At 66.9% G+C, this 15,803-nt stretch carries 10 protein-coding genes; 1 reads left to right on the top strand and 9 read right to left on the bottom strand.

The genetic code is table 11. The annotated features are described in order from the left end of the window. Positions 1-117 precede the first annotated feature (117 nt). Positions 118-2,850 (bottom strand): TonB-dependent receptor plug domain-containing protein, encoded by a 2,733-nt coding sequence (locus tag ASG20_RS14840; protein WP_056054340.1) that lies wholly within the window; start codon positions 2,848-2,850, stop codon positions 118-120. Positions 2,851-2,925: 75 nt separating this feature from the next. Further along, positions 2,926-4,341 carry a sugar porter family MFS transporter gene (locus ASG20_RS14835; RefSeq protein ID WP_236698778.1) on the bottom strand — a complete coding sequence of 472 codons (1,416 nt, stop codon included), beginning with the start codon at positions 4,339-4,341 and terminating at the stop codon, positions 2,926-2,928. Between the two features lie 76 nt (positions 4,342-4,417). On the opposite strand from ASG20_RS14835, the gene ASG20_RS14830 reads away from it, so the two are divergent. Next, positions 4,418-5,455 (top strand): protein CsuE, encoded by a 1,038-nt coding sequence (locus tag ASG20_RS14830; RefSeq protein WP_156364354.1) that lies wholly within the window; start codon positions 4,418-4,420, stop codon positions 5,453-5,455. On the opposite strand, the gene ASG20_RS14825 is transcribed toward ASG20_RS14830, so the two are convergent. The 7 genes from ASG20_RS14825 to ASG20_RS14795 form a co-directional block, all read right to left on the bottom strand. Beyond that, positions 5,440-7,866: a DUF3772 domain-containing protein gene (locus tag ASG20_RS14825; RefSeq protein ID WP_056054335.1), complete on the bottom strand. Its 2,427-nt coding sequence runs from the start codon at positions 7,864-7,866 to the stop codon at positions 5,440-5,442. The two genes, ASG20_RS14830 and ASG20_RS14825, sit on opposite strands and share 16 nt — an antisense overlap. 543 nt (positions 7,867-8,409) lie before the next feature. Beyond that, the gene (locus ASG20_RS14820) at positions 8,410-10,494 is read right to left on the bottom strand and encodes an acetyl-CoA carboxylase biotin carboxylase subunit (protein WP_056054332.1); all 2,085 of its coding nucleotides are present in this window, start codon (positions 10,492-10,494) and stop codon (positions 8,410-8,412) included. Between the two features lie 52 nt (positions 10,495-10,546). Further along, complete coding sequence (locus ASG20_RS14815) at positions 10,547-10,906, bottom strand: lysozyme inhibitor LprI family protein (RefSeq protein ID WP_056054328.1); 360 nt, start codon at positions 10,904-10,906, stop codon at positions 10,547-10,549. After that, complete coding sequence (gene bioB / locus ASG20_RS14810) at positions 10,897-11,952, bottom strand: biotin synthase BioB (RefSeq protein WP_443025951.1); 1,056 nt, start codon at positions 11,950-11,952, stop codon at positions 10,897-10,899. Before bioB ends, ASG20_RS14815 begins: the two co-directional genes overlap by 10 nt. A 76-nt stretch (positions 11,953-12,028) precedes the next feature. After that, positions 12,029-12,601: a TlpA family protein disulfide reductase gene (locus ASG20_RS14805; RefSeq protein WP_231420569.1), complete on the bottom strand. Its 573-nt coding sequence runs from the start codon at positions 12,599-12,601 to the stop codon at positions 12,029-12,031. After that, positions 12,598-14,865: a methylmalonyl-CoA mutase gene (scpA, locus tag ASG20_RS14800; RefSeq protein ID WP_056054322.1), complete on the bottom strand. Its 2,268-nt coding sequence runs from the start codon at positions 14,863-14,865 to the stop codon at positions 12,598-12,600. The genes ASG20_RS14805 and scpA overlap by 4 nt, the downstream gene beginning before the upstream one ends. 150 nt (positions 14,866-15,015) lie before the next feature. Continuing rightward, positions 15,016-15,801, bottom strand: coding sequence for an enoyl-CoA hydratase-related protein (locus tag ASG20_RS14795; protein WP_056054317.1), 786 nt, complete (start codon positions 15,799-15,801; stop codon positions 15,016-15,018). Positions 15,802-15,803: the final 2 nt, after the last annotated feature.

Raw genomic sequence — 15,803 nt, 5'->3', positions numbered from 1 at the left:
GTTTGCGACGGGAGGGTGAGGGGCGGTTGGGACTCGCGTCCCGAGCCTCACGCCCCTCTCCCTCCCACGCGCAAACGCACGCGGGCCCCTCCCTCTCCCCGTAGGGGCGAGGGAAGCTTAGAAGAACAGCTTGCGGATGCTGAGCCTGACCGTGCGGCCTAGCGGATCGAGATAATCCGGCTGATAGCTGTTCGGCGTCGCGCCGGTCGCGTCGGTGACGCGCTGGCGGGTGTTGAGGATATTGGTGACCGCAAGGCTCACGCGCATGCCGCGCAGCCACGGATGCACCTTTACCCATTCGAGGCGCTGCCCGAGATCCGCGAAAAGCCGCGCGTTGGCGGTCGCGAGCCCGCCGAAGTTGAGCGTCTCGGGTGCGGCCAGCGTGCCGCCGTTGACGCGCGTGCCGCTCGCATATTGCGCCGACAGCCGGACGCCGACGCCGTTGTTGCTATAGCCGGCCTGCGCCTCGAGTTCGTGCCGCGACTGGCCGCCGCTGCTGCCGATCGCATCGCCGTTGAGCAGGTTCAGGCTCGGTCCGCCATCAGCGACCAGCACCCGGTCGGTGAAATGCCAGGTGTGGTAGAACGCGAATTGCAGCCGTCCGCCCGCCTGCCCGCGCCCGCCGCCGCCGAAACGGCCGCCACCACCACCAGGACCGCCACCGCCAGGCCCGCCACCACCGGGGCCGCCGCCACGGCCACCTTCGCGGGGTCCGGCGCCACGCGTGCCATCGCCGCCCGCGCCATCGGGTCGACGAAAGCCGCCGGGGGGTTGCAGACCCTCGAACGGATTGGGGCCGGTGCCGGCACGGTACGCCTCCAGCTCCCTCTGGATCTTCGATTTGAGCGGCGCGGAGAAATTGATCCCCCAGCGCAATTCGGAGCGTTCGCTGCGGGCGAAATTGATCGGGCGACTATCGACCTGGAGCAGATTGCCGCTCGCATCGCGGGTAAAGCGATCGGGGAACGCCGCCTCGATCGATGCGGTCGCGCTCGGGAACGCGGCGATCGGATTGTCGACTCGGCTCGAGACGTAGTTCGCGGTGAAGCTCAGATCCTTCTTGCTCCACGGCTTGAGCGTCAGGCCGAGCTTGCGGACGTGATTATTGTCCGAGACCAGCGCCGGATTGCCGCCGCTGATCGTCGTAACCGTCGCGGTGGTGCCGCGGACGTAATCGAAGATGCGGACGTTGGGCGTCGTGATCGACGGATTGCCGAGCTGCTGCGCGGTCGGTGCCTCGTCGGTATCGGTGACCGAGGCGATCAGCCGCACGCCATCGATCGGCGACCAGTTCGCGCCATAGCCGAGCGTCGTCAGCGTGCCGAGGTCCGACAGATGGTCCTCCGCCAGATTGAAGTTCGCCGACAACGTCCCGAGGAACGGCAGCACATCCTTGCCGCGGCTCGAGATCGGCACGTCGATATTGACCTGGCCGTCGACGGTATCGCGCGACACCTGCCCGCGCTGCGCCAGGCCGGCGCGGTAGGAGCGGCTGTCGAAGTCCGCGGTCTGGCCGCCGAGCTTGATCGTCGTCGAGACGGCCCCCGCGGGCAGGTTGAACACCGTGCCGTTGAGCACCGCGTCGATCTCGCCGGTGTTCTGCGTCGCATAGGCACGATTGCCGGGCGCGGCGCCGATATCGCTCGCCGACAGCCGCGCGAACGGGTTGGCGGTAGGATCGCCCGCGTTTAGTCGCGCCTGGAATGCGCTCGAATCGACGCCCGTATCGGTGAAGGTCTGCGTATCGCTGCGATCGTAATTGCCCGTGACGTTCCAGCGCCACGTACCGAGATCGCCGTTGAGCGTGGTGCCGAGATGCGCCGAGATCGACGAGACGCGTTGCGCGAGCGGTAGAAAACCCTCGTCGTCGAGCGCACGGTTGACGGTCGTGCCGTCGGCGAGCGTGAGCCTGGCGATGGGCAGCCCGTTGAGGCCGCGGCTGTCGGTCGATTCGAGCCGGGCGTTGATCGTCGCACCGACATTGCCGAAGATGTTGCGCGCATAGACGCTGTTCGCGGTGAAGGTGTTCGTCGCGGCTTGCAGCGTGCGATACGGGGTTGGGTCGACGACCGTGCCGTTGGCGCCGACCGCGGTGCTGCCGGTGCCGGTCGACGTCGGGACAATGTCGCGCTCGGCTTCGGTCAGTGCCGACGACGAGGTGTATTCGGCGTGCAGGTTGACCCGGCGATCGCGCGCGATGCTGAGCAGGTCGAGCTTGCCGTCGGGCGAATTGCTGCCTCCCTCGGTCGGCATCGTGTCGACGCCCTCGACGGTCACCGCGCGGAAGCGGCGGCGCAGGACGAAGTTCACGACCTTCTGATCGGCGCGATAGCCGTATTTGAGCGCGACTTCCTCGGGCAGGATCTCGACGCGCTGGATCGCCTCGGTCGGGATGTCGCGGATCTCGGAAAAGCTCGAGATGCGACGGCCGTTGAGCAGCACCACCGGCGCGCCGCCGCTGCCGCGTCCACTGGTCGTCTGTGGGCTGAGTTCGCTCAACAGGTCGGAGATCGAACTGACGCCGTAGGAGCGGATCTCGGACTGGCCGATCGTCTGGTCGGGCGGGATATCGCCGATCACCGACCCGCGTGGCTTGCGCGATCCGGTGACGACGATCTCTTCCGAATCGGCCGCCTCGTCCTGCTCGGCGGCCTGCGCCTCGGCAGCAGCATGCGCCGGCGCTGGCGCTGGCGCAACAGATTGGGGCGCAACAGATTGTGGCGGAGCAGACTGTGCGGCGGTCGGCGCCGCAGCCGTTGACGTCGATGCGGGCGCGTCAGGCGCAGGCACCTGTTGCGCCATCGCCAGCGTGGGCATGCTCGTCGCCAGCATCAGACCCAGAATACGCATACCCGTCACACCCCTTCGGCCACCAACTGGCCGCGTGTCGTGCCTAGCCGCCAATTGTCGCAGGATTGTGCCGGGTCAGCGCGCCATGTGCGCGTCCATGTCTTCGAGCGCTACGCCCTTGGTTTCGGGAAAATACAGCAGCACCGTGACGAACTGCACCGCCATCATCGCCGCGAACACCAGGAACGGTACGCCCGCCGACCACGCCGCGGCGATCGGGAAGGCCTGCGCGATCACCGCGTTCCAGCCCCAATGACTCGACGACCCGATGCTCGACCCGCGCGCACGGACGTTCTGCGGGAACACCTCGGAGATATACACCCAGATCACCGCGCCGGAGCCGGGCGCGAAGAACATGATGAACACGATCAGCGACGGCAACAGCAGCCAACTCGGCAGCACGCCGAGCAACGCCAGCCCGCCGACCGTCAACGCCGCGGTCATGCCGGCCGAGCCCCAGAGCAGCAGGGTTCGCCGGCCGATCCGGTCGATCAGCAGCATCCCGAGCAGCGTGAACACCATGTTGGCGACCCCGATCATCACCGCCTGGAGGTCGGGCGACAGGCTGCCACCCGACGCCTTGAAGATGTCGTTGAGGTAATAGAGGAACGCGTTGATGCCGCTGAACTGGTTGAACATCGCCACCAGGAAGGCGAGCGTGATCGGCTTGCGGTGGCGTGTCCACGACAGGCGCCCATCGCCCTTGGGTGCATCGAGTTCGGCCTTTGCGACATCCGGGCTCATGCCTATCGTCGCGAGCACGTCCCTCGCCTCCGCATCGCGCCCCTTGGTCAGCAGCCAGCGCGGCGAATTGGGGATGCGGAACAGCAACGCGAAGAACACCAGCGACGGCAGCGCGACAATCCCGAGCTTCCAGCGCCATTCGCTATCACCGAGATCGAGCGCGCCGATCACCGCGTTCGAGACATAGGCGAGCAGGATGCCGAGGATCACCGCGAACTGGAACCCGCCGACCATCTTTCCGCGCTGCGCAGGCGGTGCGAGTTCGGCGATATAGGCGGGCGCGAGCACCGACGAGCCGCCGATCGCGATGCCGATGATAAAGCGGAAGCCGATGAAGCTGTACCAGTCCCATGCCAGCGCACATCCGAGCGCGGTGATGATGTAGAGGAAAGCCAGCATCCGCAGCACGTTGCGACTGCCGTAGCGATCGCCGAGCGTGCCGACGAACATCGCGCCGATCAGCGTTCCCCACAGCGCCGACGACACGGTGAAGCCCAGCCACGCTTCGCTCAGCGCGAACTTGGCTTTCAGCGCGCCAGTGACGCCGGCGATGACCGCAGTGTCGAACCCGAACAACAGCCCGGCGAGCGCGGCGGTGGCGACGCTGGCGATCAGGACGGTATGCGGCGAGGATGGGGTGGCGGCGCTCGTGTGCGGCGGTCGGGTCGTTGGCGTCATGATCCCCGTGTCGAACACTTCGCCGATCGCGGCAAGGCCGATGCATGCCGTTTCGGCACGCGAAAACACCCGTTTCAGGTTCTTCAAAACGCATTAACGAATCTCGGCCTAGCCCGGTCGCGTAACTAGCGGAAAGGGCGCGACATTGAGGACCGGGTTCACCAGATTGCTGATCGCCACGGCGGCGTTCGCGATGCCGTCGTCGGCATGGGCAGCCTGCGCGGTCGCCGATCCCGCCTCGACCGCGCTCGGCACCTTTTCGCCCAATGCGCTGCTCGGCGGCGCGCCGCCCTATGTACCGGTGCTGGCGGGGTTCGACTGCCCCGCCACGACGATCTCGGTGCTGTCCGGCAATTTCCTGCGCGCGACCGTCACGAGCGCGGACGGCTTCAAGCTGACCTCGACCAACCCCCTGAATACGGTCACCGCGAAATACGTCATCGCCGCGGACGGCGCGGGGGCGAACCCGTTCGCCGCGGGAACCCCGTTCGTCTACATGAACGGTACGCTGGTCAATCTGCTCGGGCTGCTCGGCGGATCGGCGCGCAACGTGAAGGTCTATGTCCGCCCATCGTCCGCCGCCGCGGTCGCGCCGGGCACCTACAAGGGCAATTTCAAGATCGCCTGGGAATGGCGGTTCTGCGATCTGCTCGGCGCGCTGGGACTCTGTGTCGGCACTCTCGACGCCAATCCCACGACGATTCCCGTCGCCAACGTGGCGGTGACGATGATCGTCACCGCCAAGCCGTTCACCGTGTCGATCGTCACGCACACGACATGGGATCCCCAATCCACGACCGGCAACCCGCGCGCGATCCCAGGCAGCAAACAGCGTACGACGATCACGCTCACCAACCCCGACATCATCGCGATCGACGCCAATTCGCTCAATATCGTCCTGCCGACGCCGAACCGCGGCGCCGTGGCCCTCGACGGCGACGGCACCGCGTCGCCCACTTTCGTCAAGACGGCCGAGGGATCGCCCGCCTCGTCGCTCGCAGTCACCTATAGCACGCCTGCGAGCACCACCGACGATGTCGATTTCTCGGAGAACGGCGGCACCAGTTGGACCTACGATCCGACCACGACGCCGAAGGCGGTCACCAACGTCCGCGTTCGCCCGCGCGGGACGATGGCGGCGGGATCAAGCTTCAGCGTGTCGCTGCCCTACGTCCTGTTCTGATCCCCTGCCTGATCCGCCGTCTGATCGGGTTGCGGCGCCGCCGGATCCGTCCCGACGATCGACGGCAGCGATCCGACCAGTTCCATCTTGGTCGCGGTCGTCCCGACCTCGATCCCCGCTTCGCGGAACTGGCGGAGCAGCGTGAACAACAGCTCGCTACGGATCGGATAGGCATCGCGCGGGCTCGCCACATAGGCGAAGCAGTTGAACTTGGCGCGCCCTGCATCGATCGAATCGATGAAGACCTTGGCTTCGGGATCGTCGAGCACCTCGTGCTTCTCGGCGAAGGCCGCGAACAGCATTGCCCGTACCGCATCGAGATCCTCCTCGAGCGGTACCGAGAATTGCAGCTGGATCCGGCCGATCGGCGCGGCCAGCGTCATGTTCTGGATCGTCTTGGTGATCAGTTCCGAATTCGGCACGATCAGCGTCGAACGGTCGGCGACCTGGATCTCGGTCGAGCGCACGTTGATGCGCTTCACGTCGCCTTCCATGTTGCCGATCCGGACGAGATCGCCGATCTTCACCGGACGCTCGGCGAGCAGGATCAGCCCCGACACGAAGTTCTGCGTGATCGCCTGGAGGCCGAAGCCGATCCCGACCGACAGCGCGCCGAGCACGACGGCCAGCTTCTCCATGCCGATCCCGAGCGCGCCGAGCGACCACAGCACCGCGGCGATGATCCCGGCATAACGCGCGACCATCGTCACCGAATTCTGCGCGCCGGCGTCCATCGCGGTGGTCGGCAGATAGCTGTTGACCAGCCAGTGCTGGAGCCCGCGCATGATCGCCAGCGCGACGAACAGCACGACCAGCGAGCGGAGCACCGCGCCCGGCGAAATCGTGACTTGGCCGACAGTGATACCGTTCGCGACCGTCCCGAACAGCTCGAACGCCGAGCCGACGCCCGCCCCGAACGGCGCCATCACCGCGCCGACCGCAAGCAGGATCAGCAACAGCCGCAGCACCGCCGACAGCAGCACGCCGATCTGGTCGACGGTCTTGTTGTCGACCCCGAACCCGCTGTTCGCCGAGCGCCCGAGCCGGTTGCCGCTCGACAGCAATGTCCGGCACGCGTCGTCGGTGAAGGTCATCATCAGGTACAGCGTCGCACCGACGATCGCCCCCCACAGCAGCCACGTCGCGACCTTGAACGCGAAGTTCACATAGCCGATCAGGCCGGCGATCAGCGTCACGAGCAGGACCAGCCAGACCAGCGTCGCGACGATCGCGAGCAGCGTGTTGCGCGCGGGCTTGGTCGGATCGGGCAACGCCGCGGCGCGCAACCGGCCGAGCGTCACCAGGATCGCGCCGAGCACCATGATATGGAGCAGCGCAACGACCGCGTTGGCCGCGCTCGATGCGGGCGCGCTGATGCCGATCAGCAGGTTGGTCGCGATCAGCAACTGACCGAAGAAGATCAGCCCCGCCGCCATCCAGCTATACGGCCGAAGCGCCTGCGCCGCGCCGTCGCCGATCGGCAGCAACCGCCACGTCGACTGACCGCGCAACAGCAGCGCGCCGCCGAGCGACGACACGAACGCGCAGAACCACGCCAAACCGACGAAGATCGCGCCGAACCGGCTCCAGGCGGGCGACACCAGCCCGCCCCAGCGTAGCGACGCGACGATCGCCCAGGCGGCAAGACCGGGCAGCGCGGTGCCGATCACCACTAGCCACAGCGCATAGGCCGAGCGTCGCAGGCGACCGCCGGGCGCATGGTTGGTCGCGTAGCGGCGGCCGACACGGTGCAGCCAGCCCCGCAGCGGCACGACCAGCACCAAAGCGGTGAGGATCCCGATCAGCAGGCCGGTCCCGGCGTGCATGCCGAACCGCGAAGAGAACTGACGCGCCTCGGTATTGACGAACCGCATCAGCCGCGCGGAATCACGCGGCAGGTGATCGACGATCGCGGCCCATAAGGTCGGCGACAGCGGCGAGCCGGTGTTTTCGGACAATTGCTGGCCGAGTTCCTCCGCCTCGGCCGCACCGATATCGTCGATCTGCTGCTTGGCTTCGATCCCGATGAGGCGCGCGCGCTTGATCGCCGAGTCGATCGCCGACTGGCTCTGCGCGAGGAGCTTGCGTTGCTGGCGGATCTCGGGCGCCTCGACGACGCCGGGGGTAGCGGCACCGAGTTCGGTCACGCGCGCCTGGACCAGCGCCATCTCCGGGGTGAGCGTGCGGACCGCGTCGGCGGCGGTCGCCTGCACCGCCTGCGCGCGATCCCGCAACGCCTGCCGCGCCTTGTCGTCACGTGCCGCGGGCGTGGCGTCGTCGATCGCCTGGAGCTCGGCCGAGGCCTGAGTGAGGCTGGCAGCGACGGTCGCGACCTTGGGCTCGTCCTGCGCGATCGCGGGGAGCGCGGTTATCAGGAGGAGGAGCGCGGCGAGGTAACGAAGGAGGGTCATTCGGGGTGCTGTACAGCGATGGGGGCGGAAACGGGAGGGGTGCGGAGATCGGGTTGGGACGCAGCACGGCCGCCGCTATTTTCGGGAGTGACCCAGGATGAGCGCTAGCCCATCACACGCCCTACTCAACCAAGAGATATACCACCCCGGCGAAGGCCGGGGTCCAGTTGGAAAGGTCGCTGTAACGGAGCGTCGGCCTTGATCATCTGCCGCTCCCAACTGGGCCCCGGCCTTCGCCGGGGTGGAGTTAGTGAAACGCAAGCGCGCGCATACGATCGTCACCCGTACACCCTTGTTCTCCCGCGAAGGCGGGAGCCCAGACTGGGTCCCCGCCTTCGCGGGGAAACCACGGCGCCGTCCATGGCCACGTGGTCACGATCAGGAACGCGCCCTCCACCCTAGTCCGTCACCCCGGCGGAGGCCGGGGCCCACCGACCCGCATACTCAGTTTTATCGGTTACGCGGAACGGTGGATGCCGGAACGAGTCCGGCATGACGGGGTGGGAGGGGTACTAGCTGGAGCAGAACTGGACGGCGCCTCGCTCAGTCCAGCTCGAGAATCACCTGATCCACCGCGAGACTATCCCCCGTCTTCGCCGCAACCGACTTGACCGTCCCCGTCTTCTCGGCGCGAAGGATGTTCTCCATCTTCATCGCCTCGACCACCGCGAGCGCCTGCCCCGCCTCGACCTTGTCGCCCGCCGCGACGTCGAGCCGCACCAGCAGCCCCGGCATCGGGCAGATCAGGAACTTAGACAGATCGGGCGCCACCTTCTCGATCAGGTGCGCGGTGTAGGGCGCGACGCGAGCGGGGAGCACGCGGGCGACATGGCTCGCCCCTCGCGCGGTAAGCTTGAAGCCGGCGCGGGCCTTGGCGATGCGGATCGTGAGGTGTTCGTCGCCATCCGCCCCATGACCGTCGGCGACCACCATGCGATCGCCGGGCGTGTACTCGAGCGACAAATCGAGATCTTCGCCATCGACCGCAATGCCGTCGGTCGAGACCGTCACCGCATGGTCGATCTTGTCGATCGTCACCACCCAGTCAGCGGGCGGACGGAGGCGCTTGCCGAGTTGGCCGTCGATGCGGCGCGCACGATCAGCCTCGGCCGTGGCGGCGAAGGCGGCAACCGCGGCGAGCGTCTTCAGCAGTTCGGCGTCGGCGGGCGCGCCGTGGAAGCCGTCGGGATATTCCTCGGCGATGAAGCCCGTCGTCAGCGCGCCCGACTGGAAGCGAGGATGCTGCATGATCGCCGAGAGGAAATCGATATTGTTGCCCGGCCCCTCCAGCTCGAACGCGTCGAGCGCGGCGATCTGCGCGGCGATGGCGCCGTCGCGGGTAGGCGCCCAGGTGATGAGCTTGGCGATCATCGGGTCGTAGAACATGCTGACCTCGCCGCCCTCGCGGACGCCGTCGTCGACGCGGACTCGGGGTTCGTCGGACTCCGCCACCCCTTCCCCGTTCGTGCTGAGCGAAGTCGAAGCACCTTCGCTCGGGGCATGCACCTCGACTTCGCTCAGGGCGAACGGGAGGGGCGGATTATACCGCACCAGCCGACCAATGCTCGGAAGGAACCCGCGATACGGGTCCTCCGCATACACGCGGTTCTCAATCGACCAGCCGTTGAGCTTCACGTCATTTTGCGTGAACCCGAGCGGTTCCCCGGCAGCAACGCGGATCATCAGTTCGACCAGGTCCAGCCCGGTGATCTCCTCAGTCACGGGATGCTCGACCTGGAGCCGGGTGTTCATCTCGAGGAAGTAGAACCCCTCACCCGTCGTGTCCGCGCCCGACACGATCAGCTCGACCGTACCCGCCGAATAATACCCCACCGCCTGCGCCAACGCGACCGCCTGCTCCCCCATCGCCTTGCGCATGGCAGGCGTGACGAACGGCGATGGCGCCTCCTCGACAACCTTCTGATGCCGCCGCTGGATCGAGCATTCGCGCTCGTTGAGATAGACGATGTTGCCGTGCTGGTCGCCGATCAGCTGGATTTCGATATGGCGCGGCGATTCGATGAACTTCTCGATGAACACGCGGTCGTCGCCGAAGCTCGCCAGCCCCTCGCGCTTGGTCGCCTCGAAGCCTTCGCGGACGTCTTGTTCGCTGTAGGCGAGGCGCATGCCCTTGCCGCCGCCGCCGGCCGACGCCTTCATCATCACCGGATAGCCGATGCCGCCGGCGATCTCGACCGCGTGATCGGTGCTGTCGATCTCGCCGAGATAGCCCGGCACGACGTTGACGCCCGCGGCCTTGGCGAGCTTCTTCGATTCGATCTTGTCGCCCATCGCGGCGATCGCGTTCGGTGGCGGCCCGACGAAGGCGATCCCGGCCTCGGCGCACGCCAGCGCGAAGCTCTCACGTTCGGAGAGGAAGCCGTAGCCCGGATGGATGCAGTCCGCGCCGGTTTCCTTCGCCGCGAGCAGGATCAGCTCGGCCTTGAGATAGCTCTCCGCGGCGGGTGCCGGCCCGAGCCGGACGGACTCGTCGGCCATCAGCACATGCGGCGCGCGCGCGTCGGCGTCGGAATAGACCGCGACGGTCTTGATGCCCATCGCCTTGGCGGTCCGCATGACCCGACACGCGATCTCGCCCCGATTGGCGACCAGGATTTTCTTGAACATCACTCGCCCTAATCTGTGCCGTCTTGCCGGACGCGGTCCGGGTGCGGACTGGTTATTGGTACCAAATCATCGTCTTGAGCTGCTTCGTGCGGGCCTGCGTCAGGCCGGTCCGACATCCGGCAATCGTCCTGCCCTGCGCCGAACCGCCGGCATATTGCCCGCCTTCGATCACGCACTGCGTATCGCGGAACTTGAGCCATGCGCGCTGGCTCTCCAACAGCGCGGCCGCATAGCCAAACCCGCCGCCGCGCGACCCGTCCTGCGCGTCGCGCCGCTTCATATAGGCGTACGTCCGGTTCCACTGCGCGGTCATCGTGGCATCGGCCTGGGCATAACTCGTACCGGCGGAACGGTTCATCGTCGCCTGCGACTGCATCGGCGCGGCGGCCATCAAAAGTGCGATCAGCAGCATGTCTTGGCCTCTCTCATCGGCTCCGCGCCGACCATCGGTTTCATCCCGAGCTTCGCCAGCAGCGTCGCATCCGCGCTGTCGCCGGCGTTGCCGGTGGTCAGCAGCTTGTCGCCGGTGAAGATCGAGTTCGCGCCCGCCATGAAGCAGAGCGCCTGGGTAGCCTCGGACATGCTCTCGCGACCCGCAGACAATCGCACCATGCTCAGCGGCATCGTGATCCGCGCGACGGCGACCGTCCGGACGAACTCGATGTCGTCGATCTGCGCCATCGGCGTGCCGGCGAGCATGTCGCCGAGCGGCGTGCCCTTGACCGGGACCAGCGCGTTGACGGGGACGCTCTCGGGGTGGCGCGGCAGCGTGGCGAGCGCGTGGACGAAGCCGACGCGGTCGCTGCGCGTCTCGCCCATCCCGACGATCCCGCCGCAGCAGACCGAGATCCCTGCGTCACGCACGTTCGCCAGCGTCTCGAGCCGGTCACCGAAGGTGCGCGTGGTGATGACGTTGCCGTAATTCTCCGGCGAGGTGTCGATGTTGTGGTTGTAGTAATCGAGGCCGGCGTCGGCGAGCTGCTTCGCCTGGTCCGCGTCGAGCATGCCGAGCGTCATGCACGTCTCCAGCCCCATCGCGCGGACGCCTTCGACCATCGCGACGACCTTCGGCATGTCGCGCGGCTTGGGGTTGCGCCACGCGGCGCCCATGCAGAAACGCTGCGAGCCGGCGGCCTTGGCCTGCGCCGCATCGGCGAGGACCGCGTCGACGTCCATCAGCTTTTCCGCCTTCAGGCCGGAGTCGGACGACGCGGACTGCGAGCAATAGCCGCAATCCTCGGGGCAACCGCCGGTCTTGATCGACAACAACGTGCAGAGCTGCACCTCGCCGATCGCATGGTGCGCGCGGTGTACCGTCTGCGCGCGGAACATGAGTTCGTCGAACGGCAGGTCGAACAACGCGGAGATCTCGGGGCGGGTCCAGTCGATGCGGACGCTCGGCGCGGCAGTCGCAACGGCGGGGTCTGCGACGGGGGGACGGAGGAGGGTTTCGATCATCATGCGGCCTTTGGTCTCTGGTCGTTTCGCGTCGTCGCATAGCGCGTGCGCGCGGCAGCGTAACTGGCGGGTAGCGTCACTTTGCCGCCATCGCGCGCTTCACGCGCGCTTCGAGCTCGGGCCCGCCGCCGTCGCCGAAGCCGTAGGCGGTGTGGATTTGCCGCCCCTTGGCATCGAACAGATAGACGCGCGGAATGCCGACCTTGCCGTCGGGGATATCCTTGATGTCCTTGCCGATGACCTGGCGGTACGCATCGACGTCAGCGACGACGTAATCGATGTCGCTCATGCCGGCGCGTTGCAGGAACTGCGCGATCGCGGCGGGCGGTTGGGTGCGATCGGGACTGCCCTCGCTGCGGTTGATGTAAAGGAAGTTGTAGCCGCTGCCGAATTCCTTGCGCATCTTGTTCAGATACGGGGCTTCGGCGATGCACGGCGGGCACCAGCTCGCCCAGATCGATACGAGGGTGGGTTTACCTGGCTTGATGCGCGATCCGAGTGGGATCGGCTTGCCGTCGCGCGTCTTCACCATGACCTGCGCGATCATAGAGATCGAGCGGCCGGTGGTCGGCGCGGTTTCCTGCGCCACAGCTGGCGCGATACTGAAAGCGGTCAGCGCGATCGCCAACACCGTGGTGCGCATGTTCATACCCGTTCCTCTTGCGGGGCCATGTTGTGGCCGAGGAGTTTCAACACGTCCTCGGCGGCCTGGATCAGGTTGGTGCCGGGGCCGAAGATCGCCTGGACCCCCGCATCGCGCAGCGCCTGATAGTCCTGGGCGGGGATAACGCCACCCGCGATCACCTTGATATCCGCGCGGCCCGCCTCGCGGAGATAGCCAATCAGTTCGGGGATCAGCGTCTTGTGGCCGGCGGCGAGCGAAGAGGCGCCGACGATATCGACGTCGTTTTCGAGCGCGAGTGCGGCGGCTTCGGCGGGGGTCTGGAACAGCGGGCCGGGGACGATCTCGAAGCCCAGGTCGCCGAACATCGACGAGACGAGGTTGGCGCCGCGGTCGTGGCCGTCCTGGCCCATCTTCGCGACGAGCATGCGGGGTTTGCGCCCCATGCGGCGCTCGGTGGCCTCGACGCCGTCGGTGAGACGGGTCCAGCGCGCGTCGTCCTCGTACGCGCCACCGTAGATGCCGGAGACGGGTGTGGGCTGCGTGCCGTAGCGGCCGAACACGTCCTCCATCGCGGAGGAGATTTCGCCGAGTGTGGCCCTGGCTCGGGCGCATTCGACGGCAAGCGCGAGGAGGTTGTTCTCAAATCCTCCCCGTTCCGGGGAGGTGTCGGCCGCAGGCTGACGGAGGGGGGCTTCCTCAGGCGTACCCGCTTGTGGCACGCCCCCTCCACCAGCCGTTGGCTGGTCCCCCTCCCCGTTCCGGGGAGGAATGCGCGCGCCTTCCCGCAATGCGTCGAGCGCGGCTTGGCACGCAGCTTCGTCGCGCGTAGCCTTAACCCGCTCGATCCGTTCGATCTGGCCGGCGCGCACCGCGACATTGTCCACGTCGAGGATCTCGATCGCGTCCTGTTCGGCGAGCTTGTACTTGTTGACGCCGACGATGACGTCCTCGCCGCGATCGACGCGTGCCTGGCGGCCGGCGGCGGCTTCCTCGATCATCGCCTTGGGCCAGCCCGCCGCGACCGCCTTCGCCATGCCGCCCTCGGACTGGATCCGCTCGATCAGGCCCCACGCACCGTCGACCAGCGACTGTGTCAGGCTTTCGATATAATAACTGCCGCCGAGCGGATCGACGACCTTGGTCATCCCCGTCTCTTCCTGGATCACGATCTGTGTGTTGCGGGCGATCCGTGCGGAGAAGTCGGTCGGCAGCGCGATCGCCTCGTCGAGTGCGTTGGTGTGGAGCGACTGCGTGCCACCCAGCATCGCCGCCATCGCCTCGATCGTCGTGCGCATGACGTTGTTGTACGGGTCCTGCTCGGTGAGCGAGACGCCCGACGTCTGGCAGTGCGTACGCAGCATCTTCGAACGCTCGTCCTGTGCGCCGAGCTGCGTCATCGCACGGTGCCAGAGGACGCGGGCGGCGCGGAGCTTGGCGATCTCCATGAAGAAGTTCATGCCGATCGCGAAGAAGAACGACAGCCGCCCGGCGAATTTGTCGATGTCGAGGCCGCTCGCGACGCCGTATTTCACATATTCCATGCCGTCGGCGATCGTGAAGGCGAGCTCGTGGAGCTGCGTCGCCCCCGCCTCCTGCATGTGATAGCCGCTGATCGAGATGCTGTTGAACTTGGGCATCTCGCGACTCGTGTAGCCGAAGATGTCCGAGATGATCCGCATGCTCGGCTCGGGCGGGTAGATGTAGGTGTTGCGGACCATGAACTCCTTGAGGATGTCGTTCTGGATGGTCCCGTCGAGCAGTTTCCGGTCGACGCCCTGCTCCTCGCCCGCGACGATGAAGAAGGCGAGAATCGGGATCACCGCGCCGTTCATCGTCATCGAGACGGACATCTTGTCGAGCGGGATGCCGTCGAAGAGGATCTTCATGTCCTCGACCGAGTCGATCGCGACGCCTGCCTTGCCGACATCGCCGGTGACGCGGGGGTGGTCGCTATCGTAGCCGCGGTGCGTGGCAAGATCGAACGCTACCGAGAGGCCTTTCTGGCCGGCGGCGAGGTTGCGGCGGTAGAACGCATTCGAGGCTTCGGCGGTGGAGAAGCCGGCATATTGGCGGATCGTCCAGGGGCGGCCGGCGTACATCGACGCGCGGACGCCTCGGGTGAAGGGGGCGAAACCTGGGAGGCCGGGGTCCGTGGTGACGTCTTCCGCGGTGTAGAGCGGCTTGACGTCGATGCCTTCTGGGGTGGGCCAGATTAGGTCGGCGCCCTTTACTTCCTTGGTAGCGGCTGCCTGCCAGTCGGCGAGCGTGGGGTTCGGTTTGTCAGTCATAAGTTTGCACCACCCCGGCGGAGGCCGGGGCCCAGTTGGAAAGGTCGAAGTAACGCAGCGCAGCACCAGCCAATCGACCGTTGCCCGACTGGGCCCCGGCCTTCGCCGGGGTGGTGGTTATAAACGCCGGGGTGGTGTTGAAGGCGGAGGTCACTTGCCCGTGAACACCGGCTTGCGCTTGGTCAGGAACGCGAGACCGCCTTCCATCGAATCCGCAGACCCGCGCGCGTCGCGCTGGTTCGCCGCCTCGGCCTGCATTGCGGTCGCGTAATCCGTCTCGTACGCGGCGGTGATCGCCCGCCGCATCAACCCGAGCGCGACCGTTGGCATCGCCGCCAGCCGCTCGGCCAGCGCGAACGCCTCGGCATCGAGCGCCTCGTCAGCAACGACCTTGTGCACCATCCCCCAGTCGAGCGCCTTCGCCGCTGGCACACGCTCGCCAAGCATCATCATCTCGGTCGCCCGCGCCTTGCCGATCAGCCGCGGCAGCATCCACGACGCGCCACCGTCGGGCACCAGCCCGATATTCACGAACGCCTGAAGGAAATACGCGCTTTCGCTCGCGACACAAAAATCGGCGGCGAGCGCGAGGCTGCACCCGATCCCCGCCGCCGGCCCGCGCACTGCACTCACCACCGGCACCGACAGATCGGCGATCGCCGCCATCGTCGGGTTATAGCTGCCGGTCAGCGCCGCGAACGTCGTCTCGCCCGGATTGTCCGAACCAAGCGCGCCACCACCGACATCAGCGCCCGAGCAGAACGCGCGCCCTGCGCCCGCAATCAGCACCGCCCGCGCACCGTCCAGATCGCTCAGCGCCGCGCGCAACTCCTCGAACATCGCCGGCGGCGCGGCGTTCAGCCGGTCGGGTCGGTTGAGCGTCAGCACCAGCACGTCGCCGCGCCGTTCGCTCAGGATATGCTCGTACGCGGCCATCA

It is taken from the genome of Sphingomonas sp. Leaf198, assembly GCF_001424005.1.
Lineage (GTDB): Bacteria > Pseudomonadota > Alphaproteobacteria > Sphingomonadales > Sphingomonadaceae > Sphingomonas.
Note: the sequence above shows the minus strand (reverse complement) of the source record. Positions and strands in the feature narration are given on the sequence as shown.

Coding starts and splice junctions, on each gene's coding strand:
- ASG20_RS14840 (WP_056054340.1), bottom strand. CDS start 2,850: ATGCGTATTCTGGGTCTGATGCTGGCGACGAGCATGCCCACGCTGGCG.
- scpA (WP_056054322.1), bottom strand. CDS start 14,865: ATGACTGACAAACCGAACCCCACGCTCGCCGACTGGCAGGCAGCCGCT.
- bioB (WP_443025951.1), bottom strand. CDS start 11,952: ATGATCGAAACCCTCCTCCGTCCCCCCGTCGCAGACCCCGCCGTTGCG.
- ASG20_RS14815 (WP_056054328.1), bottom strand. CDS start 10,906: ATGCTGCTGATCGCACTTTTGATGGCCGCCGCGCCGATGCAGTCGCAG.
- ASG20_RS14825 (WP_056054335.1), bottom strand. CDS start 7,866: ATGACCCTCCTTCGTTACCTCGCCGCGCTCCTCCTCCTGATAACCGCG.
- ASG20_RS14805 (WP_231420569.1), bottom strand. CDS start 12,601: ATGAACATGCGCACCACGGTGTTGGCGATCGCGCTGACCGCTTTCAGT.
- ASG20_RS14820 (WP_056054332.1), bottom strand. CDS start 10,494: ATGTTCAAGAAAATCCTGGTCGCCAATCGGGGCGAGATCGCGTGTCGG.
- ASG20_RS14795 (WP_056054317.1), bottom strand. CDS start 15,801: ATGGCCGCGTACGAGCATATCCTGAGCGAACGGCGCGGCGACGTGCTG.